At 56.1% G+C, this 21,888-nt stretch carries 20 protein-coding genes and 1 rRNA gene; 9 read left to right on the top strand and 12 right to left on the bottom strand.

Annotated elements, in window-relative coordinates; translation table 11 throughout:
• Positions 1-264 precede the first annotated feature (264 nt).
• Positions 265-1,194 (top strand): formate dehydrogenase accessory protein FdhE, encoded by a 930-nt coding sequence (fdhE, locus tag QZ766_RS09605; RefSeq protein WP_297200759.1) that lies wholly within the window; start codon positions 265-267, stop codon positions 1,192-1,194.
• A 42-nt stretch (positions 1,195-1,236) separates the two neighbouring features.
• Here fdhE and fabY read toward each other — a convergent pair whose 3' ends face one another.
• The 5 genes from fabY to typA all read right to left on the bottom strand — a co-directional run bounded on the left by fabY (position 1,237) and on the right by typA (position 6,067).
• A complete protein-coding gene (gene fabY, locus QZ766_RS09600) occupies positions 1,237-2,178 on the bottom strand; it encodes a fatty acid biosynthesis protein FabY (protein ID WP_297200756.1) in 942 nt (313 codons plus the stop codon).
• A 32-nt stretch (positions 2,179-2,210) separates the two neighbouring features.
• A complete protein-coding gene (dtd, locus tag QZ766_RS09595) occupies positions 2,211-2,648 on the bottom strand; it encodes a D-aminoacyl-tRNA deacylase (RefSeq protein WP_297200753.1) in 438 nt (145 codons plus the stop codon).
• The gene (locus QZ766_RS09590; protein WP_297200994.1) at positions 2,645-3,517 is read right to left on the bottom strand and encodes a virulence factor BrkB family protein; all 873 of its coding nucleotides are present in this window, start codon (positions 3,515-3,517) and stop codon (positions 2,645-2,647) included. Before QZ766_RS09590 ends, dtd begins: the two co-directional genes overlap by 4 nt.
• Complete coding sequence (gene yihX, locus QZ766_RS09585; RefSeq protein ID WP_297200751.1) at positions 3,517-4,110, bottom strand: glucose-1-phosphatase; 594 nt, start codon at positions 4,108-4,110, stop codon at positions 3,517-3,519. The genes QZ766_RS09590 and yihX overlap by 1 nt, the downstream gene beginning before the upstream one ends.
• Positions 4,111-4,243: 133 nt before the next feature.
• A complete protein-coding gene (gene typA / locus QZ766_RS09580; protein WP_297200748.1) occupies positions 4,244-6,067 on the bottom strand; it encodes a ribosome-dependent GTPase TypA in 1,824 nt (607 codons plus the stop codon).
• A gap of 377 nt (positions 6,068-6,444) precedes the next feature.
• On the opposite strand from typA, the gene glnA reads away from it, so the two are divergent.
• The 4 genes from glnA to QZ766_RS09560 all read left to right on the top strand — a co-directional run bounded on the left by glnA (position 6,445) and on the right by QZ766_RS09560 (position 10,694).
• Complete coding sequence (gene glnA / locus QZ766_RS09575) at positions 6,445-7,854, top strand: glutamate--ammonia ligase (protein WP_297200746.1); 1,410 nt, start codon at positions 6,445-6,447, stop codon at positions 7,852-7,854.
• 147 nt (positions 7,855-8,001) lie between these two features.
• A complete protein-coding gene (gene glnL, locus QZ766_RS09570) occupies positions 8,002-9,051 on the top strand; it encodes a nitrogen regulation protein NR(II) (RefSeq protein WP_297200743.1) in 1,050 nt (349 codons plus the stop codon).
• A gap of 11 nt (positions 9,052-9,062) precedes the next feature.
• Positions 9,063-10,472 (top strand): nitrogen regulation protein NR(I), encoded by a 1,410-nt coding sequence (gene glnG / locus QZ766_RS09565; RefSeq protein WP_297200741.1) that lies wholly within the window; start codon positions 9,063-9,065, stop codon positions 10,470-10,472.
• 111 nt (positions 10,473-10,583) lie between these two features.
• Positions 10,584-10,694 (top strand): YshB family small membrane protein, encoded by a 111-nt coding sequence (locus tag QZ766_RS09560; protein WP_297200738.1) that lies wholly within the window; start codon positions 10,584-10,586, stop codon positions 10,692-10,694.
• A 33-nt stretch (positions 10,695-10,727) separates the two neighbouring features.
• Here QZ766_RS09560 and hemN read toward each other — a convergent pair whose 3' ends face one another.
• Both hemN and yihI read right to left on the bottom strand, forming a co-directional pair.
• On the bottom strand, positions 10,728-12,101 hold the full coding sequence (gene hemN, locus QZ766_RS09555) for an oxygen-independent coproporphyrinogen III oxidase (protein ID WP_297200735.1): 1,374 nt from the start codon (positions 12,099-12,101) through the stop codon (positions 10,728-10,730).
• A gap of 188 nt (positions 12,102-12,289) precedes the next feature.
• The gene (yihI, locus tag QZ766_RS09550) at positions 12,290-12,805 is read right to left on the bottom strand and encodes a Der GTPase-activating protein YihI (RefSeq protein WP_297200732.1); all 516 of its coding nucleotides are present in this window, start codon (positions 12,803-12,805) and stop codon (positions 12,290-12,292) included.
• A 581-nt stretch (positions 12,806-13,386) separates the two neighbouring features.
• Here yihI and yihA point away from each other — a divergent pair.
• Positions 13,387-14,025: a ribosome biogenesis GTP-binding protein YihA/YsxC gene (gene yihA, locus QZ766_RS09545; RefSeq protein ID WP_297200729.1), complete on the top strand. Its 639-nt coding sequence runs from the start codon at positions 13,387-13,389 to the stop codon at positions 14,023-14,025.
• A 323-nt stretch (positions 14,026-14,348) separates the two neighbouring features.
• Here the strand turns inward: yihA and polA are convergent, their stop codons facing one another.
• Complete coding sequence (gene polA / locus QZ766_RS09540) at positions 14,349-17,135, bottom strand: DNA polymerase I (RefSeq protein WP_297200726.1); 2,787 nt, start codon at positions 17,133-17,135, stop codon at positions 14,349-14,351.
• A gap of 394 nt (positions 17,136-17,529) precedes the next feature.
• Here polA and QZ766_RS09535 point away from each other — a divergent pair, with 394 nt between their 5' ends.
• Positions 17,530-18,435, top strand: a complete 906-nt coding sequence (locus QZ766_RS09535) for an acyltransferase (protein ID WP_297200724.1) — start codon at positions 17,530-17,532, stop codon at positions 18,433-18,435.
• A gap of 37 nt (positions 18,436-18,472) precedes the next feature.
• Here the strand turns inward: QZ766_RS09535 and dsbA are convergent, their stop codons facing one another.
• The 3 genes from dsbA to QZ766_RS09520 form a co-directional block, all read right to left on the bottom strand.
• Positions 18,473-19,096 carry a thiol:disulfide interchange protein DsbA gene (dsbA, locus tag QZ766_RS09530; protein ID WP_297200722.1) on the bottom strand — a complete coding sequence of 208 codons (624 nt, stop codon included), beginning with the start codon at positions 19,094-19,096 and terminating at the stop codon, positions 18,473-18,475.
• A 26-nt stretch (positions 19,097-19,122) separates the two neighbouring features.
• The gene (locus QZ766_RS09525; protein ID WP_297200719.1) at positions 19,123-20,109 is read right to left on the bottom strand and encodes a serine/threonine protein kinase; all 987 of its coding nucleotides are present in this window, start codon (positions 20,107-20,109) and stop codon (positions 19,123-19,125) included.
• Between the two features lie 76 nt (positions 20,110-20,185).
• Entirely contained in the window at positions 20,186-20,455 is a 270-nt protein-coding gene (locus tag QZ766_RS09520; RefSeq protein WP_297200717.1) for a YihD family protein, read from the bottom strand.
• Positions 20,456-20,524: 69 nt separating this feature from the next.
• Between QZ766_RS09520 and mobA the strand changes: the two genes are divergently transcribed.
• A complete protein-coding gene (mobA, locus tag QZ766_RS09515; protein WP_297200714.1) occupies positions 20,525-21,109 on the top strand; it encodes a molybdenum cofactor guanylyltransferase MobA in 585 nt (194 codons plus the stop codon).
• The gene (mobB, locus tag QZ766_RS09510; RefSeq protein WP_297200711.1) at positions 21,106-21,621 is read left to right on the top strand and encodes a molybdopterin-guanine dinucleotide biosynthesis protein MobB; all 516 of its coding nucleotides are present in this window, start codon (positions 21,106-21,108) and stop codon (positions 21,619-21,621) included. Before mobA ends, mobB begins: the two co-directional genes overlap by 4 nt.
• Before the next feature lie 118 nt (positions 21,622-21,739).
• Here the strand turns inward: mobB and rrf are convergent.
• Positions 21,740-21,855: ribosomal RNA gene (gene rrf, locus QZ766_RS09505) — 5S ribosomal RNA — on the bottom strand.
• Positions 21,856-21,888: the final 33 nt, after the last annotated feature.

Genomic DNA, 21,888 nt, shown 5'->3' with positions numbered 1-21,888 from the left:
CTAATTGCAGGAGAATGAACTTGTATTCTCCACCGGGCCCTCTCTGCCCGGCAACTGCCGCGGCGCCATCACGGCGCCGTTTTACCCTGCAGCGCATCCTTTCAGGTCCGGCGAAAAGACGTCGCGCCGCGCATGAGCTATATCACTTGCTGAATTTGCGGTTATCATAAGGCATTCACGCGCTTTGTTCCGGCACCGCGGTACGAAGAGGCCCTTTTATATTCTGGCGACGTTTGCGCGTCGGCAGCAGCAGGAAGTTACTGAATGAGCATTCGCATAATCCCGCAAGACGAGCTGGAGAAACATGAAAAACGCGGGGGGGATACTATTCCGCCACTGCTTTTTCCAAACCTGAAGAATCTGTATAACCGCCGCGCGGCGCGGCTGCGCGAGCTGGCGGAAAGCAATCCGCTGGGCGACTACCTGCGCTTTGCCGGGCTGATTGCCCACGCCCAGGAAGTAGTGCTTTACGACAATCCGCTGCAGATGGATCTCACCACCCGCATCAAAGAAGCGGCGGAACAGGGCAAGCCGCCGCTGGACATCCACACCCTGCCGCGCGACAAGCACTGGCATAAGCTGCTGCACTCGATGATTGCCGAACTGAAGCCGGAGATGAGCGGCCAGGCGCTGGCGGTGATTGAGAATCTGGAGAAGGCGTCCGGCACCGAGCTGGAAGCGATGGCCAGCGCGCTGTTCGCCTCGGATTTTGCCTCGGTCAGCAGCGACAAAGCACCGTTTATCTGGGCCGCACTGTCGCTCTACTGGGCGCAGATGGCTTCGCTGATCCCCGGCAAGGCCCGGGCCGAGTACGGCGAGCACCGCCAGTTTTGCCCGGTGTGCGGCTCGATGCCGGTGTCCAGCATCGTGCAGATTGGCACGACGCAGGGACTGCGCTACCTGCACTGCAATCTGTGCGAAACCGAGTGGCACGTGGTGCGCGTAAAGTGCAGCAACTGCGAGCAGAGCCGCGACCTGCACTACTGGTCGCTGGATAACGAGCAGGCGGCGGTCAAGGCCGAGAGCTGCGGCGACTGCGGCACCTACCTTAAAATTCTCTATCAGGAGAAAGATCCGAACGTGGAGGCCGTGGCCGACGATCTCGCTACGCTGGTGCTGGACGCGCGGATGGAGCAGGAGGGCTTTGCCCGCAGCTCCATTAATCCGTTCCTGTTTCCGGGAGAGGGCGAGTAACGCCTTCTGCTTTTCGTCCTTCGGCCCGCGGGCCGGAGGGCGCTACTCCTCTTCGTTACCGCCCTCTTCCAGCGGCCCGAACGGTTTGGCGGGGAGCACGATGTACGTGCCCTCAAAAATCGCCCCGGTAATATCATCGCCAAACAGCTCAACCTGCATCTGCACGCGGGCCTTGCGCCCGCGCGCCAGCCTGTCGAGATCGCCGCTCAGGGAGCCCAGGTCGGCGATGGCGGTGGGGCGACCGCTGATTGGCCTGCTGTAGCGGATGTGCGCATCGGCGAGAATGATGGTCCCGCCCAGATGGCGCTCGCGCAGCATCAGCCAGATGAGCCCCCAGCCGGTCAGGGTTGCCAGCGAAAACAGGCTGCCGGCAAACAGGGTGTGGTGCGGGTTCTGATTGCCGATTTCCGGCATGGTAGTAATAAATTTCTGCCCGGTATACTGCTGGATGCGCACGCCCATTTTTTCGCTGAGCGGGATGTGCTGATACCATGCCTGCTGGAGCTGCCCGCACCAGTCGCCCCGGTGCAGAATATCGTCCAGGGTCGCTACCGGCTTAATCATCAGGAAGTGGCGGATCGGCGTGGTTTGCGGGGTAGTGATTTCGCCCTGGTTTACAAAGCCGAGCTTGGCAAAAAACTCCACCGCATCTTCGCGCGCGCTGCAGGTGACGCGCTTGACGCCCTCCTGGCGCGCGACGGACTCCAGCGTCATGGCAATGAGCGTGCCCAGGCCTTTATCCTGCACCGCCGGATCGACCGCCATAAAGCGAATCGAGGCCTCGCTGTCGGCGTTAATGTACAGCCGCCCGACCGCCACAAGGTTGCCCTCTTCATCCACCACCATCTGGTGATGCGCCATCGCGTCCCAGGCGTCCCGCTCGGAGCCCTGCGGCTGGTGCAGCGGCTTGCGCAGCATCTCCCAGCGAAACTGGTAATAACGCGCTAACTCTTCTTCTGTCTGCGGTACGCGAAGGTGATACATAGCGGTACTCTCTCTTATTGCCCTCAGCGGGCTCATACCTGTAACCAGAAGGTTACCGGGCCGTCGTTGACCAGAGACACCTGCATGTCGGCGGCGAAGCGCCCGGTTTCGGTGGGCATGTTCTGCTGCCGGCAGCGTTCAACAAAGTACTCATACAGCGCTTCGGCGCGATCTGGCGCCGCGCCTTTGGAGAAGCCCGGGCGCATGCCGCGCTCGGTATCGGCGGCCAGCGTGAACTGCGAGACCACCAGCAGGCTACCTCCCGCCTGCTGCACGTTGAGGTTCATTTTACCGTCGGCATCGCTGAATACGCGGTAGCCCAGCACCCGCTCGCACAGGCGGCTGGCTTTCTGTTCGTCATCCTCTCTTTCAACACCGAGCAGGACCAGCAGTCCGGGGCCGATTTCACCGGCAATCTCATTCTCAATGGTAACGCTGGCGCGGGTTACGCGCTGAATTAATGCAATCATGGTTCTTCGTCTACGTGTTGTCTGGCTTCGTGTTTCAGTCTTCGGTATTCCCCGAGAGTGACAGTTATTTCCGCGCCAAGCAAGACGATGCACCAGGTCCAGTAGACCCACACGAACAGAATCGGGATAACCGACAGCACGCCGTAAATCAGCTGGTAGGAAGGAAAGGTAGTGATATAAAGCGCAAAGGCTTTTTTACCCAGTTCAAAAAGCAGCGCCGCCACCAGCGCGCCGGTAACCGCATCGCGGTTAGGCACGCTGGTGGTCGGCACAATGCTGTAGAGCATCCAGAAGGTTATCCACGAGAGCACCAGCGGAAAGATGCGCAGCAGATTATCAATCACGCCGTTCAGATCGCTGGCCCAGCTCAGGGAGAGTAAATAGGAGCTCAGCACCAGGCTGGCGCCCGCCAGCAGCGGCCCCAGCGTCAGGATCATCCAGTAGACGGCAAAGGAGTAGATGTGCGGGCGCATCTCTTTGCTGCGCCAGATGGTGTTCAGCGCGCTGTCGATGGAGTACATCAGCAGCAGCGAGGTGACCACCAGCCCGCAGGCGCCCACCGCCGTCATCCGGCTGGAGTTGGCCACGAACTGCTCAATGTAGCGCTGGATGACGTCGCCGGTGGCCGGCAGGAAGTTGGCGAAAATAAAGTGCTGCAGCGTCTGGCTGACGTCGGCGAACATCGGAAAAGCGGCAAACAGCGCGAAGACGATGGCCACCAGCGGCACGAGGGAGAGCAGCGACACGTAGGCCAGGTTACCGGCCAGCATGGTCATGTGGTCTTCGTCAATTCGCCGCCAGAGCAGCTTGAGCCACGCGGTCAGCGGCCGCGGCGAATGTTTGTCTTTGCGACGGAAAATATTCAACATCACAATTTGGCGAAATAGTCCGGGATAGTGGTTTTGTCAGTCACCAGCACGCTGTTGATACCAAGCTGCCTGGCGCCCTCAATATTATCGGCGTTGTCGTCAAAGAACACGCAGTCGCTGGCGGAGAAGCCTTCGGACTCGAGCACCTTTTCGTAGATCCGCGCCTCCGGCTTGCGCATGCCCATCTCCTGAGAGAGATAAACATGATCGGCGGCGGCGCGAATTTCCGGGTACTCATCCGGCCAGAAGGTGGTGTGCAGGCGGTTGGTATTGGACAGGACCACCACCCGCTCGCCGCGCGCGCGCAGGGCATTCATGATCTCAATGACCTCCGGGCGCAGGCCGACAAATATCGCCTGCCAGCCGTGGGCGAACTGTTCGTAGCTGAGGGGGATCTCCAGCTCGTGACACAGCTTCTCGGCGAAGGCTTCGTCGCTGATTTCACCTCGCTCGTGCTGCTCAAACGTCTCGCCCATCACGAAATTCTGCTTCAGTGTCGCCAGCGGGACGCGCGCGAAGTCGCTCCAGGCGCCGAATACGCGGTTGAAGTCGATGTCGACAATCACATTACCTAAATCAAAGATATAGAGCATGATTCCCCTCCTTTTGCGTCATGAGGAAATAACTGTAGCGGGAAAGGAGGCGTTTGACTATGCGCGACTGACGCCGGGCGCAAAAAAGAAAACCCCGCCATTTAGCGGGGTTTAGAGACGATTGAGGAAAGAATTAGTCTTCTTTCGAACCGCGCATCGCGCGTTTACGATCGTTCTCGGTCAGGTGACGTTTACGGATACGGACAGAGGTCGGGGTGACTTCTACCAGTTCGTCGTCATCAATGAACTCCAGCGCCTGCTCCAGAGTCATTTTAACAGCCGGAACCAGCGTGGTGGCTTCGTCAGTACCGGAAGCACGCATGTTGGTCAGCTTTTTACCGGTCAGGCAGTTTACGGTCAGGTCGTTCGAACGGCTGTGGATACCGATGATCTGGCCTTCGTAAACTTCTGCACCGTGACCCAGGAACAGCTTACCGCGATCCTGCAGGCTGTACAGTGCGAACGCGACTGCTTTACCCTGGCCATTGGAGATCAGAACACCGTTCTGGCGCTGGCCGACATCACCCGCGCGCACGTCATCGTAGTGGCTGAAGGTGGAGTACAGCAGGCCGGTACCGGAGGTCATGGTCATGAACTCTGAGCGGAAGCCGATCAGGCCGCGGCTTGGGATCACGTAGTCGAGACGTACGCGGCCTTTGCCGTCCGGATTCATGTTTTTCAGGTCGCCTTTACGCTCGCCGAGGGCCTGCATCACGGAACCCTGATGCTGCTCTTCAACGTCCAGGGTCACGTTCTCGAACGGCTCCTGTTTGCGGCCATCGATTTCGCGGAAGATAACTTTCGGACGGGAAACCGCCATTTCGAAACCTTCACGACGCATGTTTTCGATCAGCACTGACAGGTGCAGCTCGCCGCGGCCGGAAACGCGGAACGCGTCGGCGTCAGCGGTTTCTTCAACGCGCAGAGCAACGTTGTGCACCAGCTCTTTGTTCAGACGGTCGAGGATCTGACGCGAGGTTACATACTTACCTTCTTTACCGCAGAACGGCGAGGTGTTGACGTTGAAGAACATGGATACGGTCGGTTCATCAACGGACAGGGCCGGCAGCGCTTCGACATTCTGCGGATCGCAGATGGTGTCGGAGATGTTCAGCTCGCCCAGACCGGTGATCGCGATGATGTCGCCGGCTTCGGCGATGTCACTGTCGATACGCTCCAGACCCAGGTGGGTCAGGACTTTACCGACTTTACCGTTACGGGTTTTGCCTTCGCTATCGATGATAGTGATCTGCTGGTTCGGCTTCACTTTACCGCGCTTGATGCGGCCGATGCCGATAACACCAACGTAGTTGTTGTAGTCCAGCTGGGAGATTTGCATCTGCAGCGGGCCATCAAGGTCAACGTTCGGCGCCGGTACGCGATCGACGATCGTCTGGTACAGCGGGGTCATGTCTTCCGCCATATCTTCGTGATCCAGACCGGCAATGCCGTTCAGAGCAGAAGCGTAGACGATAGGGAAATCAAGCTGTTCGTCGGTTGCGTCAAGGTTAACGAACAGGTCAAAAACCTGGTCAACAACCCAGTCTGGACGCGCGCCAGGGCGGTCAACTTTGTTGATTACGACGATGGGCTTCAGACCGTGGGCAAATGCCTTTTTGGTCACAAAGCGCGTCTGCGGCATTGGGCCATCCATTGCGTCAACGACCAGCAGAACGGAGTCTACCATTGACATAACACGTTCAACTTCACCACCGAAGTCGGCGTGCCCTGGGGTATCAACGATGTTGATACGGTAGTCATTCCACTTAATAGCGGTGTTTTTAGCGAGGATGGTAATCCCACGCTCTTTCTCCAAATCGTTGGAGTCCATCACACGCTCTTGTGTTTCCGCACGTGCGTCAAACGTACCGGATTGTTGCAGCAGCTTGTCGACCAGGGTGGTTTTACCATGGTCAACGTGAGCAATGATGGCGATGTTACGCAGATTTTCGATCACAACTTTGCCTCAGGCATTAGAAATAGCGCGTTATTGTACACGGATTAATCGCAGGACTAAACAGGATCACAAAGATACTCGGCAAACAAGTGTTACCAAGCTGCTTTGTGACCACTTTCACGGAGAGTTAAAAGGGCGCCATAACCAAAATTGCACCAAAACAGTGCTTACCGATAACCGATGAGCACTGTTTTGGTGCAGAATATCCATTATGGTGCAGCCCTTTTGCACTATGCCGCGCATCATAACGCCTTTTGGGGGCAATTTGAAAGTTGGCACAGTTTTCGCTTTGTCATTAATACGGCAACACAGCCATTTTATGCAGTTCCTAAGCGTTCGTTTCCACGACGACAATGACCATCCGGGAGAGTTTAAGTATGTCCGCTGAACACGTTTTGACCATGCTGAACGAGCACGAAGTAAAATTTGTTGACCTGCGTTTCACCGATACTAAAGGTAAAGAGCAGCACGTCACCATTCCGGCTCATCAGGTGAATGCCGAATTCTTCGAAGAAGGCAAAATGTTTGACGGCTCCTCTATCGGCGGCTGGAAAGGCATTAACGAATCCGACATGGTGCTGATGCCGGACTCCACCACCGCGGTCATTGATCCGTTCTTTGAAGAGTCTACTCTGATTATCCGCTGCGATATCCTCGAGCCGGGCACGCTGCAGGGCTACGACCGCGATCCGCGCTCCATCGCCAAGCGCGCTGAAGAGTACCTGCGCTCCACCGGCATTGCCGACACCGTGCTGTTCGGGCCAGAGCCAGAATTCTTCCTGTTCGACGATGTGCGCTTCGGTAGCTCCATCTCCGGCTCTCACGTCGCTATCGACGATATCGAAGGCGCGTGGAACTCCTCCACCAAATACGAAGGTGGTAACAAAGGTCACCGCCCTGCCGTCAAAGGCGGCTACTTCCCGGTTCCGCCGGTAGACTCCGCGCAGGATCTGCGTTCTACCATGTGTCTGGTGATGGAAGAGATGGGCCTGGTGGTTGAAGCTCACCACCACGAAGTGGCAACCGCCGGTCAGAACGAAGTGGCCACCCGCTTCAACACCATGACCAAAAAAGCCGACGAAATTCAGATCTACAAATACGTGGTTCACAACGTTGCGCACCGCTTTGGCAAAACCGCGACCTTTATGCCGAAACCGATGTTCGGTGATAACGGTTCCGGTATGCACTGCCACATGTCGCTGTCCAAGAACGGCACTAACCTGTTCTCTGGCGATAAGTATGCCGGCCTGTCTGAAGACGCGCTGTACTACATCGGCGGTGTTATCAAGCACGCGAAAGCCATCAACGCCCTGTCTAACCCGACCACCAACTCCTACAAGCGTCTGGTCCCGGGTTATGAAGCACCGGTTATGCTGGCCTATTCTGCCCGTAACCGCTCCGCATCAATCCGTATTCCGGTTGTCGTTTCACCGAAAGCGCGCCGCATCGAAGTGCGCTTCCCGGACCCGGCAGCTAACCCGTACCTGTGCTTTGCCGCCCTGCTGATGGCCGGCCTTGACGGTATCAAGAACAAAATCCATCCGGGCGAAGCGATGGACAAAAACCTGTATGACCTGCCGCCGGAAGAAGCGAAAGAGATCCCGCAGGTTGCCGGTTCTCTCGAAGAAGCGCTCAACGAGCTGGATCTGGACCGCGAGTTCCTGAAAGCGGGCGGCGTGTTCACTGATGAAGCCATCGACGCTTACATCGGCCTGCGTCGTGAAGAAAACGACCGCGTGCGCATGACGCCGCACCCGGTAGAGTTTGAACTGTATTACAGCGTTTAAAACTACCCAGCGATAGTTGTTGCCGTGGAAACTTTAGCCCATCTCCGGATGGGCTTTTTTCTCCGCAAGCGGCCTGATTGCAGGCACCCGGCAGCCAAAATCCCTATAATGCACTAAACTGGTGCACACCTTTCAGGAGACTGCTAAATGGCAACAGGCGTGCTGCCCGATGCTGGGCAGATCCTCAATTCACTGATCAACAGCATCCTGCTGGTTGATGACCATCTGGCGGTTCACTACGCGAATCCCGCGGCCCAGCAGCTGCTGGCGCAAAGTTCGCGAAAGCTTTTCGGCACGCCGCTGCCGGAGCTGCTGAGCTATTTCTCACTGAACATCGACCTGATGCACGAAAGCCTGCTGGCGGGCCAGGGCTTTACCGACAACGAAGTGACGCTGGTAATAGACGGCCGGTCGCACATTCTGTCCCTTACTGCCCAGCGGCTGCCCGACGGGCTGATCCTGCTGGAAATGGCGCCGATGGACAACCAGCGCCGCCTGAGCCAGGAGCAGCTGCAGCACGCTCAGCAAATCGCCGCCCGGGACCTGGTGCGCGGTCTGGCGCATGAGATTAAAAATCCGCTCGGCGGCCTGCGCGGCGCGGCGCAGCTGCTGAGCAAAGCGCTGCCCGATCCGTCGCTGACCGAGTACACCAAAGTCATTATTGAACAGGCCGACCGGCTGCGGAATCTGGTGGACCGGCTGCTCGGCCCGCAGCATCCGGGCATGCACGTTACCGAAAGCATCCATAAAGTCGCGGAGCGCGTGGTGAAGCTGGTGTCGATGGAGCTGCCGGACAACGTCAGGCTGATCCGCGATTACGATCCGAGCCTGCCGGAACTGCCGCACGATCCGGACCAGATAGAACAGGTGCTACTCAATATCGTGCGCAACGCGCTGCAGGCGCTAGGCCCGGAAGGCGGGGAAATCACGCTGCGCACCCGCACGGCGTTTCAGCTTACGCTGCACGGCGTGCGCTATCGCCTGGCGGCGCGTATTGACGTGCAGGACAGCGGCCCGGGCATTCCGCCGCATCTGCAAGATACGCTGTTTTATCCCATGGTCAGCGGTCGCGAAGGCGGTACGGGGCTTGGCCTGTCCATTGCCCGCAGCCTTATCGATCAGAATGCCGGAAAAATTGAATTTACCAGCTGGCCGGGACATACCGAATTCTCGGTTTACCTGCCCATTCGGAAATAGAGGTGCATTTTATGCAACGAGGGATAGTCTGGATCGTTGATGACGATAGTTCCATTCGCTGGGTGCTCGAGCGCGCGCTCACCGGAGCCGGTCTCAACTGCACCACTTTTGAAAACGGCAGCGAGGTGCTCGACGCGCTGGCCAGCAAGACGCCGGACGTGCTGCTGTCGGATATCCGCATGCCCGGCATGGACGGCCTGGCGCTACTCAAGCAGATTAAACAGCGCCACCCGATGCTTCCGGTCATCATAATGACCGCCCACTCGGATCTGGATGCGGCGGTAAGCGCCTACCAGCAAGGCGCGTTCGATTACCTACCGAAGCCTTTCGATATTGATGAGGCGGTGGCGCTGGTAGAGCGCGCGATCAGCCACTATCAGGAGCAGCAGCAGCCGCGCAACGTGCAAGTCTTTGGCCCAACCACGGACATCATCGGTGAAGCGCCGGCGATGCAGGACGTTTTCCGCATTATCGGCCGCCTGTCGCGCTCCTCTATCAGCGTGCTGATTAACGGCGAGTCGGGCACCGGTAAAGAGCTGGTTGCGCACGCCCTGCACCGCCACAGCCCGCGGGCGAAAGCGCCGTTTATCGCCCTCAACATGGCGGCGATCCCGAAAGACCTGATCGAATCCGAGCTGTTCGGTCACGAAAAAGGCGCATTTACCGGAGCGAACACCATCCGCCAGGGGCGCTTCGAACAGGCCGACGGCGGCACGCTCTTCCTCGACGAGATAGGCGACATGCCGCTCGACGTACAGACCCGCCTGCTGCGCGTGCTGGCCGACGGCCAGTTCTACCGCGTCGGCGGCTACGCGCCGGTGAAAGTGGACGTGCGTATTATCGCCGCCACCCACCAGAACCTGGAGCTGCGGGTGCAGGAGGGCAAATTCCGCGAGGATCTGTTCCATCGCCTGAACGTCATCCGCGTGCACCTGCCGCCGCTGCGCGAGCGCCGGGAAGATATTCCGCGCCTGGCGCGCCACTTCCTGCAGGACGCCGCCCGGGAGCTGGGCGTGGAAGCCAAACTGCTGCATCCGGAAACCGAAGCCGCGCTCACGCGCCTGGCCTGGCCCGGCAACGTGCGCCAGCTGGAAAATACCTGCCGCTGGCTGACGGTGATGGCCGCCGGTCAGGAGGTGCTGATTCAGGATCTGCCGCCGGAGCTGTTTGAAAGCAGCGCGCCGGACAGTCCGTCTCAGGCCACGCCGGACAGCTGGGCCACCCTGCTGGCCCAGTGGGCCGATCGCGCGCTGCGTTCCGGTCATCAAAACCTGCTCTCCGAAGCGCAGCCGGAAATGGAGCGCACGCTGTTGACCACCGCGCTGCGCCACACCCAGGGGCACAAGCAGGAGGCGGCAAGGCTGCTGGGCTGGGGGCGAAATACCCTGACCCGCAAGCTGAAAGAGCTGGGAATGGAGTAGGCCCGGGGCGCTGTGTAAAAGTCGGTGGGCGGACGCAAACTGCGGTAATTTTGTACTTTACTCCGCCCCCGCATTTAGTAAGATCTTGCCCGATAATTCGGGAGAATCATCATGCTGGAATCGTTAATTAACATGCTGTCGAGCGGCGCTGCCGCTGGTCATACGCCGCAAACGGCGCTGGCCGCGGTGCTGTGTGCCGCGCTGGTTGGTCTGTTTAGCTAGGCTGCGTTGCCCCGCCCTGCGGCGGGGAGCGCATTAAATGACGCGGGAGAACTGCTGCAGGCGGGCCTTCTGGCGCAGATAAGTATCGAAGCACATGCAAATATTGCGGATCAGCAGCCGCCCTTTCGCCGTTACCACAATCCCTTTCTCGTCAACGTCCACCAGCCCGTCTTTCGCCAGCGGCGCCAGCAGCGCTAAATCTTCGGCAAAATAGTCGGCAAACTGAAGTCCCCACTGCTGTTCAACCGCAGAGAACGACAGGCGGAAATTACAGATCAGCGCTTTGATGACGTCCCGGCGAATGCAGTCGTCGCGGGTCAGCGCGATGCCGCGCCACAGCGCGTTGCCGCTTTCATCGACCTGCTGATAGTAGCGCTTCAGCTCTTTCTGGTTCTGCGCGTAGCAGTCGCCAATCATGCTGATCGCCGATACGCCGAGGCCGAGCAGATCGCTGTCGCCCTGGGTGGTGTAGCCCTGGAAGTTGCGGTGCAGAACGCCTTCGCGCTGGGCCACCGCCAGCTCGTTGTCCGGACGCGCGAAGTGGTCCATGCCGATAAACTGGTAGCCGTCCCGGGTCAGGGAATCTATCGTTTCCTGCAGGATATCCAGCTTCTGCTGGGCGGAGGGCAAATCGGCATCTTTGATTTTGCGCTGGGCAGCAAACAGCGTCGGCAAGTGGGCATAGTTAAAAACGCTGAGACGATCCGGATTCAGCTCCGCCACGCGCCTGAGCGTAAAGGCGAAACTCTCCGGCGTCTGCTTCGGCAGGCCGTAAATCAGATCGATATTGGTGGAGGTAAAGCCGATATCGCGGGCGTGATTGAGCAGGGCAAAAATAAAGTCTTCATCCTGCTCGCGGTTTACCAGCCGCTGCACCTCTTTGTTGAAATCCTGCACGCCCATGCTGAGACGGTTAAAACCTTCGCCGCGCAGATGGTCGAGAACGTCGAGTTCAATTTCGCGCGGATCTACTTCAATGGAAATTTCGGCATCCGGCAGAAAGTCGAAATGGCCGCGCAGCAGCTGCATCAGGCGGCTTATCTGCGTCTTGTTGAGGTAGGTCGGCGTACCGCCGCCCCAGTGCAGCTGGCTCACTTTGCGTCCGGCAAACAGCGGTGCGCGGTGCGCGATTTCCTGCTCAAGAGCATCGAGATACTGGTCAGCCTTGTGCTGCTGGCGGGTAACAATTTTATTGCAGCCGCAGAAGTAGCACAGCTTGTGGCAAAACGGGATGTGCACGTACAGGGAGAGCGGACGCTCGGGATAGCGGGCAACCGCCTGCTGAAAATCGCTCTCGGTGAACGTTTCTGAAAATTCGAGTGCGGTGGGATACGAGGTATAGCGCGGCCCGGAATAGTTATATTTCTGGATAAGGGCCAGATCCCAGTCGATTAGCTGTTCAGACATGCTTACTCCTTACGAGGATATCGCGAACGACGACGGTGTACCGGCTGTCCCGGACTCCGGGCACCCAGCCGGTTGCGCAGCCAGCTCTGACGCCGCGACAACCGTCGTAGTTTAACGAATAAGCTTGCCAGATAACATACAGCTAAAAGGGTTATCAGCAGGACGGGCAGGCCCACTGAATGCAACGGTTAGTGTCCGCCCTTCAGCAGGCGCATCATATCTTCCTTCGGTTCTTCGTCTTCCTCGTCCTCTTCGTCATCGTCGTAGGAGAGGCCGAGCTGCTGCATCAGCTCGTCAATGCGGTCGAGCTGCGCATCGACCCAGGTTTGTTCTTCGCTGCTGAGGGTTTCACCCTCTTCCAGACGCTCCAGCAGCGCATCCAGGCGCTCGTCGTTTTCCAGTTGATCCAGCTCGGCCTGCGGTGAAAGCATAGGTTTCTCGCTCTTTGGTTTTTGCTGCCGGGTTACCGGGGCCGCTGTGACGCCCAGTTCGATAGGTTTTTTACTGCCGATACGCGGATCTTTCTGCTGGCCCTGCCCGCGGCCAGAAGTTGCCTCACCGCCGGTCGCACGACTGCCCGCAGCGCGGCCGCGGTGCTTTTTCTGGCGCTTGCGATCGCGCCCTTCCTGATTCAGCTCCTCGCGGGTTTTGCGATGTGCTTTACCAGACGCTTTGCCGCGCGCTGCGGATGTTGGTTTTTTCATGATGTTCGGTCTTCAGTGTTTTGATGTTATTTAGTATAGAATTGAGCCGGAATCTAGCAGAAAGCAGACAAAGAAAAAAGGCGACAGAGTCATCTGTCGCCTTTTTTCCTGTTTCACAACCCTTAACGGGCCAGACTTTCCTTGTTTGCCATCAACGCACCCTGTCTTTCCCTTGGCGCTCAACGTTCCGTGTCGTATCCTTTTCCTTTTACTGCGTCTCCAGACGCTGCCTCCTGGCTATTCCGTCGTCTTCGCCTCCTGGCGCTCCTGACCCTCTTCCTGAGTTCGTATCCCTCCGGCGTCCTTCGCCTTGAGAGCTACTTTACCGGGTTACGTAAAACACACAAGTAACCTGTGGTTATTCAAAAATACAATTGTTAAAGCTTAACAACATAACTTAATGAATTATATTGATAACCGCCTAAACTGATGTAGGCATTTTCTGATATTTCGCATAGATACAATGGCAGATCTCTTACATTGTGCAGGGTTAATACTTACACGTCTCTTTCGGGTAACCGCCGTCTTTTGCTGATGGTTAAGGTATACTCCCCCACAGCCCGAATTTATGGAGATGCCCTTTGACTAACCTGAATTATCAACAGACGCACTTTGTCACCAGCGCGCCTGATATTCGCCATCTGCCGTCCGATACCGGTATTGAAGTGGCATTTGCCGGCCGCTCCAACGCGGGGAAATCGAGCGCGCTCAATACGCTGACCAACCAGAAGAGCCTTGCCCGAACGTCCAAAACGCCGGGGCGTACCCAGCTGATTAACCTGTTTCAGGTGGCCGAAGGCAAGCGGCTGGTAGACCTTCCCGGCTACGGCTATGCCGAAGTACCGGAAGAGATGAAGCGTAAATGGCAGCGCGCGCTTGGCGAATACCTGGAAAAGCGCCTGTGCCTGAAAGGCCTGGTGGTGCTGATGGATATTCGCCACCCGCTCAAAGATCTCGATCAGCAGATGATCGAATGGGCCGTGGACAGCGATATTCCTGTGCTGGTGCTGCTGACCAAAGCCGACAAGCTCGCCAGCGGCGCGCGTAAAGCGCAGCTGAATAAGGTCCGCGAAGCGGCGGTTGCCTTTAACGGCGACGTGCAGGTTGAAACGTTCTCCTCGCTGAAAAAAGAGGGCGTAGACAAGCTGCGGCAGAAGCTGGATAGCTGGTTTAACGATATCGCCCCGCAGGAAGAAGCAGACGACGCGCCAGAAGAGTAGCGGCAAAAAGAAGAAAAGCGGCGCGGCAATGTCCGCGCTTTTTTTGTCGGGCTATTTTATTGAGACAATAAAAAACGCCCCAGTCATTACTGACTGGGGCGGCTAAATATTCAGCCAAATCCGATTACGTGAAGTAAAAGGTCTGAAAGATAGAACATCTTACCTCTGTACCCTACGCCGATAACTTTACTCTTTTTTTCGCACTGGACAAAGCCCTTTTTGTAGTTTTTTTTCATTTCTTACATAGCGAATTCTAATACTCATCACAAAACGCTATAAGTTATGTTGCTTACTTACGAAAAATGACGGCGAAATTTCAGCGCTTAATGCGCCAGATCCCAGTTAGCGCCGCTGCCCACTTCCACCAGCAGCGGAACATCGAGCTTCATGCTGCTCTCCATCAGCTCGTGGATCTTGAGCGAAACGGCCTCGATGTCGTCTTTATGCACTTCAAATACCAGTTCATCGTGCACCTGCATGATCATTTTCACCCGCGGCTGCTCTTCCTGCAGCCACGCGTCCACGGCAATCATGGCGCGCTTAATAATATCTGCCGCGGTCCCCTGCATTGGAGCATTAATGGCCGCACGCTCTGCGCCCGCGCGGCGGGCGGCGTTGCTCGATTTGATGTCCGGGAGATAGAGCCGACGTCCGTCGAGAGTTTCTACGTAACCCTGCTCTTTTGCCTGGGCACGGGTGCGCTCCATATACTGCAGTACGCCGGGATAGCGCTCGAAGTACAGATCCATGTATTTCTGCGACTCTTTGCGCGGAATATTGAGCTGGCGGGAGAGGCCGAATGCGCTCATGCCGTAGATCAAGCCAAAGTTAATGGCCTTCGCGCTGCGGCGCTGCTCGTTAGTTACCTTCTCAAGCGGCTGGCTGAAGACTTCCGCCGCAGTAGCGCGGTGAATATCTTTTCCTTCGGCAAAGGCAGAAAGCAGGCCCTTATCCTGGGACAGGTGCGCCATGATGCGCAGCTCAATCTGCGAATAGTCCGCGGAAACAATCAGATAATCCTCCGGCGCGATAAATGCCTGGCGAATGCGGCGCCCTTCATCGTTGCGCACAGGAATGTTCTGCAGGTTTGGATCGGTGGACGACAGACGGCCAGTCGCAGTCACCGCCTGATGATATGAAGTGTGGACCCGCCCGGTTTTCGGATTGATCATCAGCGGCAGTTTATCCGTGTAGGTGGATTTCAGCTTCGCCAGGCCGCGGTATTCGAGAATAACCTTCGGCAGCGGGTAGTCCAGCGCCAGCTCCTCCAGTACCTCTTCGGAAGTTGACGGCGCGCCGCCCGGGGTTTTTTTCAGCGGCTTGATACCCTGCTTTTCAAACAGGATCGTCTGCAGCTGCTTGGTTGAAGAGAGGTTAAACGGCTCACCGGCAATCTCATGCGCCTTAAGCTCAAGCTCGCCCAGGCGTTTAGTCAGTTCCTCAGAGTGCTTGTGCAGCACCGCAGGATCGATTTTAACGCCGTTGCGCTCGATGCGGGAAAGCACGGTGACCAGCGGCATCTCGATATTTTTAAAGACGTTGAGCGGGCCTTCGTGCTGCTGCAGCTTTGGCCACATTTTGAGGTGCAGCTGGAGGGTAACATCGGCGTCTTCCGCCGCGTAAGGGCCGGCCTCTTCGAGAGCGATCTGGTTGAACGTCAGCTGCTTTTTACCCTTGCCGGCAATCTCTTCAAAAGTGATAGTTTTGTGCTTCAGCCAGCGCGCGGAGAGGCTGTCCATATCGTGACGACCGGCAACGCTGTCGAGAATGTAGGATTCCAGCATGGTGTCAAAGGCAATGCCGCGCAGCTCAATATCATAGTTGGCGAGAATGCCGCGATCGAACTTCAGATTCTGGCCGACTTTCAGGCATTTTTCATCTTCCAGCAGCGGCTTAAGCAGCGCCAGAGCGCGATCGCGGGAAATTTGATCCGGTGCGTCAAGGTAGTCGTGCGCAAGCGGCACGTAGGCGGCCAGGCCAGGCTCTACGGCAAACGACAGGCCCACCATGTTGGCCGAAACATTATCAAGGCTGTCGGTTTCAGTATCGAAAGCGATAACCGGCGCTTTTTTCAGTTTTTCAATCCACTCGAGCAGCGTTTCCTCGTCGAGGATGGTGGCGTAGTTTTCAGAGGACAGCGGGCTCGCAGCCTCTTCCTCTTCTTCCTCAACAGCTACCTGCGGGCTGACGCCAGCGGCAGCTTTGCTGCCCCTCACCTGCAGCCACTTCCCGGCTTCAACGTCGGTTATCCAGCGTTTGAATTCGTACTGTTTGAAGTGCGCCAGCAGCGCATCGGCCTGCGGAGGCTGCACTTCCAGCTGTTCGCAGCCCAGCTCCAGCTCGACGTCCGTTTTGATTGTCGCGAGCTTATAGGAGAGGTAGGCCATCTCGCGGTTCTGCTCCAGCTTGCCGGCCATGGTTTTTGCGCCGCGGAAGCTGAGCCCGGCGATTTTCTCCGGCTCGGCATACAGCGTATCCAGGCCACCAAGCCCCTGCAGCAGAGCCTGCGCCGTCTTCTCGCCCACGCCGGGTACGCCGGGGATATTGTCCGAGGAGTCGCCCATCAGGGCGAGGAAATCAATAATAAGCTCCGGCGGCACGCCGTACTTGCCCACCACTTCATCCGGGCCGAGGATCGTATTGGTCATGGTATTGATGAGGGTGATATTCGGCGTGACCAGCTGGGCCATATCTTTGTCGCCGGTGCTGATCAGCACCGGGCGCCCGACTTTCTCCGCTTCCCGGGCCAGCGTACCAATAACGTCGTCCGCCTCCACGCCGGAAACCGCCAGCAGCGGCAGGCCCATCGCTTTTACCATCGCGTGCAGAGGTTCAATCTGCGCGCGCAGATCGTCCGGCATCGGCGGGCGATGCGCTTTGTAGTTTTCAAACAGCTCATCACGGAAGGTTTTACCTTTGGCATCGAAAACCACCGCCGCATGGGTCGGCTGATACTGCATGATCAGGCTGCGCAACATATTCAGCACGCCATACATCGCACCGGTTGGCTCACCGGCGCTGTTGGTCAACGGAGGAAACGCATGGTATGCGCGGTAAAGATAAGAGGAGCCATCGACCAGGATGAGGGGATTGTCTTGGATCTGAGCCATAATTTCCGTGCCTGTTTTTCAAATTAAGGGTAAAGGATGCCACATACGGAGGTAAAACATGAGTTTTTCACCTTATCTGCCGCAAAAGTTTTGCGGATCTTCGGGATCTCTCGTAAATAATACCTGTGGATAAGTTTGTGCATAGAATTATTCCACGACGTTATTTATTTAGATTACGTTAATGGAAGAAATGTAATAATCATTATTATCAATAAGTTAAAAAACAAAACATGTACTTGAACGTTACCTGGTGACATTTTATACCGTGTGGATATAAAAGCTGACTGGAATAAACGATGCCTGACACAGCGGTAAAAATGTGATTTCTGGTAAAATCAACGCGTTGCGTACCTGTACCGGTGATTTTACCAATAACTCTCTGAATAAATTATCTATGTCGAGACTTCTCGCTGCATCCAGGCTTTCATTGTGTATCGTCCTGGCTATCGCCATCACCATTTTATGTTCGGCACCTATTATTCTGGCAGGTCTCGTCAAGCTACTGATCCCGCTGCCTGCGGTATGGCGTTCGGTTTCCGCATTCAGCAACAGAATGATGTACTGCTGGTGTGCCGGGCTGGCCGCACTTCTGCATTTGAATCCGCACCTGAAATGGAACGTCGAGGGAATCGAGGGCCTGAATAAAAAACACTGGTATCTGCTTATTTGCAATCACCAAAGCTGGGCCGATATCGTGGTGCTCTGCGTGCTGTTCCGCAATCACATTCCGATGAATAAGTATTTCCTCAAGCAGCAGCTGGCGTGGGTACCGTTCCTTGGCCTTGCCTGCTGGGCGCTGGATATGCCTTTTATGCGCCGCTACTCCAGAAGCTATTTGATACGTCATCCGCAGCGGCGCGGAAAAGATATTGAAACCACGCGTCGATCCTGCGAGAAGTTTCGCGCTCATCCGTCGACTGTCGTTAACTTCGTGGAAGGCTCGCGCTTCACTGAAGCCAAACATCAGGAAACACATTCCCCCTATAAGCATTTACTGCCGCCGAAAGCCGCTGGTATTGCGATAGCGCTGAACGTTCTCGGCAGCCAGTTTGATAAAATACTCAATGTGACGCTGTGCTATCCGGAAAATACCAGGCGTCCGTTCCTTGATATGCTAAGCGGCAAACTCACGTGCATTGAAGTGCGAATTTCACTGGTCCCCGTGACGCAAATTATGCGCGGCGACTACATCAATGATAAGAGTTTCAAGCACGACTTTCAGCAGTGGCTGAATGAGCTGTGGCGCGATAAAGACGGACAGATTGGAGCTATTAAGGCGGGATACGGCTCTGCGGAGTAAGTGAATAAGCGCCGACCCGTGGGGCCGGCGTTTGCTACTACTTCTTCTCGACCAGCTGGCGCACGGTGTCAGCATACTGCTGAACAAAAATATCCATGCTGGTAGTGTCCATCCCCTGCGGGTTCAGCTGATATTTACCGTTAACGAAAATAGAAGGAACGCCCTGCAGCTGCAGATCGGCTGCGGCTTTTTCCTGCTGGGCAACCAGTGATTTAACCACAAAGCTGTTCCAGGCGGCGTCGTAGTCTTCACCTTTCACGCCGGCATCCACGAAGACTTTTCGAATATCGGCAACGGTCTGCACGGTTTGCGTTTTCTGTACGGCATCAAACATCGGCGCCGTCACTTTATTTTCCACGCCCAGCGCGATAGCAACGGCCCACGCCTGCGTCAGCTGTTTACCCAGCGGACCAAGGAACTCGACGTGATACTTCGTCATCTTGGTACCTTCCGGCAGCTTTTTCTTAACCGCGTCAGAAACGTGCAGCTCCTGCTCAAACTGGTAGCAGTGCGGGCAATAGAAGGAGAAGAACTCAAGTACCTGAGGTTCACCTGCAACAGGCTTCTCCAGCGTGGTGTACTGCTTGCCGTCAGCGATCTGCATTGCCGATGCGCTAAATGCCAGAACCATGCCCGCTAGCGCCAGAAAAATCTTTTTCATTGTTAACTCTCTCCAGAAAGTGTCAGTTAAAACATCGGTGTTAATTGCAACGGAGGTTCCTGCAAAATCCTAACCTGCTCAAGGAACGTTGCCATCTGCCTGCGCCAGTTATCTTCCTCAATGAGCCAAGGGAAATTAACGGGGAATGCAGGATCGTCCCAGCGGCGGATTAACCAGGCCAGATAATAAACCATACGCATAGCGCGTAGCGGCTCAATTAACGAAAGCTCTGCTGTATCGAAAGTGCTGAACTCTTCGTAAGCTTCAAGGATGATATCCAGCTGCATGCGGCGCTCGGCGACATCGCCATTTAACAGCATCCATAAATCCTGAATGACGGGGCCGCTGCGGGCATCGTCAAGATCGACAAATAGCGGACCGTCGCGCCACAGGATATTTCCCGCGTGACAGTCGCCGTGCAGGCGAATTGACGAGAATCGACTGTGCCACTGTTGCATTACGGCATCAATTAATTTATCCGTGGCAGCCAGAAATTCAGCTTTAAGTGAAGAGGGAATAAGCGGAGTCGTTTCAAAAAGCTGACGCGGTTCGAGCAGGTACTCCTGAATGCCGATTGCCGGTCGGGCCTGAAAATCTTTTTTGCGGCCGGTCTGGTGCAGGCGGCCTAAATAGCGTCCTACCCACTCGATTTGATCGAGGTTATCCGGCTCAAACTGTCGTCCACCAACGCTCGGAAAAACGGCAAAAAGAAAACCCTGGCCTTCGAGCAGCGTTTTACCCTCGAAAGCCAGCGGCGCGGCGACAGGTACATCGTCGTTAACCAGCTCCAGCGCGAAATCATGCTCTTCCTGAATCTGCGCGGCCGTCCAGCGCTGGGGACGGTAGAATTTAGCGACGTAGCGTCGCCTGTCCTCATCCTGAAACTGCCAGACGCGATTCTCATAGCTATTAAGCGGGGTCAGCCCCGAATCCACCTGAATGCCGCACTCGAAGAGCGCATCCATAATGGTATCCGGGTGCAGGGTCTGAAAATTAAAAGCCTTATTGTTCATCCGATTATCCGGAAATTACTGCGAATGATTCAGAATACCATTTCACAGCATTTTCGGTGGCGCCGCTTACAAGCTTTTACTCTTTAATTACGCCCCGGGCGCGCAGCAAAGCCGTTTTGAAATCCTCTTCATAATCTTTCTGAATGCCCGGAATAACCGCATCTTTTGTGGAATCGCGCATTTTCAGGTGGTAAATCAGAATATCATCAGAAAGATCTTCCAGCCTGCCGTCAAAGCCTGACTCCTTTGCCAGTTTCTGCAAGAATTGCATTAAATTCAGCTCGGGTTCTTTTTGCCAGGCCGGCTGGAGGAGTTCAATAACTTCGTTCAGACGTTTACATTTCATTTTTTTGCTCCTTATGCGTATTCGTCACACGGTAGCAGGGTGAAACCCACAAGAAAAGAGGCGATATAAGTGAAAAAGCATCAGGCTGTTACCGGCGTCATTTTAGCCGGTGGTAAAGCCCGAAGGATGGAGGGGAAAGATAAGGGATTACAGTTGCTTAACGGCAAACCTCTGTGGCAACACGTCGCACAGGCACTGCAGCCCCAGACGGATGTGCTGGCGATCAGCGCTAATCGCTCTGTGGACATTTATGCCGCCAGCGGGATTGCTGTATATCAGGATCTCACCGGCGATTTTCACGGTCCTCTGGCCGGAATGCTGTCGGTGATGAAGCAAAGCGATACGGGCTGGTATCTGTTTTGTCCCTGCGATACGCCATTTATTCCCGCCATACTTATTGAGCGTCTTTGGGAAGGTATCGGAACAGCATCAGCAGCCTGGGCTCACGATGGAGAGAGAGATCATCCGGCAGTTGCGCTAATTAATCGCAGCATCATCCCGGCCCTTGAAGACTACCTCGCGGCCGGCGAGCGCAGAGTGATGGTATTTTTACGCCAGTGCGGCGGCCGCAGCGTTGATTTCAGCGATATGAAGTCGTCATTTACTAATGTGAACACGCTGGAAGATTTACAGCGTATGCAGGAGAAATCATGACGCCGATACTGGCAATTGCCGCCTGGAGCGGTACCGGCAAGACCACGTTGCTGAAGGGGCTGATCCCCGCGCTGCGCGAGCGCGGAATTCGCCCCGGCCTGATCAAACACACGCATCATCGTATGGATGTCGATACGCCCGGCAAAGACAGCTATGAACTGCGTAAGGCCGGAGCGGCGCAAACGCTGGTAGCAAGCTCCGAGCGTTGGGCGCTGATGACCGAAACGCCGCAGCAGGAGACGTTGGATCTCGCGTATCTGGTAAGCCGAATGGATCATTCCACTCTGGATGTGGTGCTGGTCGAGGGATTCAAGCATGAGCCGGTAAGTAAGATCCTGCTTTTTCGGGCGGGTACTGGCCACAGTGAAGCCGATCTTGTTCTGGATGAGCATGTTATTGCAGTGGCCAGCGATACCGCTTTAAATGCCGTCGTTCCGGTGCTCGATCTTAATGATATCGCGGGCATTGCCTGTTTTATTGCTGAATGGATAAAAGCGCATAATGAGCGGTAGTGTTTTGATTTAATACTTAGATGAGCCGGGGATATTTATCCTCGGTTTTACGCATGTTATGAGGTAGAAAAACGCAAAAAGGCTCAGTCTTTCGACTGAGCCTTCTGCTTTATTTGATGCCTGGCAGTTCCCTACTCTCACATGGGGAGACCCCACACTACCATCGGCGCTACGGCGTTTCACTTCTGAGTTCGGCATGGGGTCAGGTGGGACCGCCGCGCTAGTGCCGCCAGGCAAATTCTGCTGCCAACCCGCTCTCGCCGGCCA

This window comes from uncultured Pluralibacter sp. (genome assembly GCF_913775985.1).
In the GTDB taxonomy this organism is placed as follows: Bacteria; Pseudomonadota; Gammaproteobacteria; order Enterobacterales; family Enterobacteriaceae; genus Pluralibacter.
The sequence above is the reverse complement of the archived record's forward strand: the minus strand, read 5'-3'. Positions and strand labels throughout refer to the sequence as shown.

Coding starts and splice junctions, on each gene's coding strand:
- yihX (WP_297200751.1), bottom strand. CDS start 4,110: ATGCTCTATATCTTTGATTTAGGTAATGTGATTGTCGACATCGACTTC.
- QZ766_RS09560 (WP_297200738.1), top strand. CDS start 10,584: ATGCTGGAATCGTTAATTAACATGCTGTCGAGCGGCGCTGCCGCTGGT.
- fdhE (WP_297200759.1), top strand. CDS start 265: ATGAGCATTCGCATAATCCCGCAAGACGAGCTGGAGAAACATGAAAAA.
- hemN (WP_297200735.1), bottom strand. CDS start 12,101: ATGTCTGAACAGCTAATCGACTGGGATCTGGCCCTTATCCAGAAATAT.
- dtd (WP_297200753.1), bottom strand. CDS start 2,648: ATGATTGCATTAATTCAGCGCGTAACCCGCGCCAGCGTTACCATTGAG.
- dsbA (WP_297200722.1), bottom strand. CDS start 19,096: ATGAAAAAGATTTTTCTGGCGCTAGCGGGCATGGTTCTGGCATTTAGC.
- QZ766_RS09525 (WP_297200719.1), bottom strand. CDS start 20,109: ATGAACAATAAGGCTTTTAATTTTCAGACCCTGCACCCGGATACCATT.
- QZ766_RS09590 (WP_297200994.1), bottom strand. CDS start 3,517: ATGTTGAATATTTTCCGTCGCAAAGACAAACATTCGCCGCGGCCGCTG.
- yihI (WP_297200732.1), bottom strand. CDS start 12,805: ATGAAAAAACCAACATCCGCAGCGCGCGGCAAAGCGTCTGGTAAAGCA.
- glnA (WP_297200746.1), top strand. CDS start 6,445: ATGTCCGCTGAACACGTTTTGACCATGCTGAACGAGCACGAAGTAAAA.
- QZ766_RS09535 (WP_297200724.1), top strand. CDS start 17,530: ATGTCGAGACTTCTCGCTGCATCCAGGCTTTCATTGTGTATCGTCCTG.
- QZ766_RS09520 (WP_297200717.1), bottom strand. CDS start 20,455: ATGAAATGTAAACGTCTGAACGAAGTTATTGAACTCCTCCAGCCGGCC.
- mobB (WP_297200711.1), top strand. CDS start 21,106: ATGACGCCGATACTGGCAATTGCCGCCTGGAGCGGTACCGGCAAGACC.
- fabY (WP_297200756.1), bottom strand. CDS start 2,178: ATGTATCACCTTCGCGTACCGCAGACAGAAGAAGAGTTAGCGCGTTAT.
- glnL (WP_297200743.1), top strand. CDS start 8,002: ATGGCAACAGGCGTGCTGCCCGATGCTGGGCAGATCCTCAATTCACTG.
- glnG (WP_297200741.1), top strand. CDS start 9,063: ATGCAACGAGGGATAGTCTGGATCGTTGATGACGATAGTTCCATTCGC.
- polA (WP_297200726.1), bottom strand. CDS start 17,135: ATGGCTCAGATCCAAGACAATCCCCTCATCCTGGTCGATGGCTCCTCT.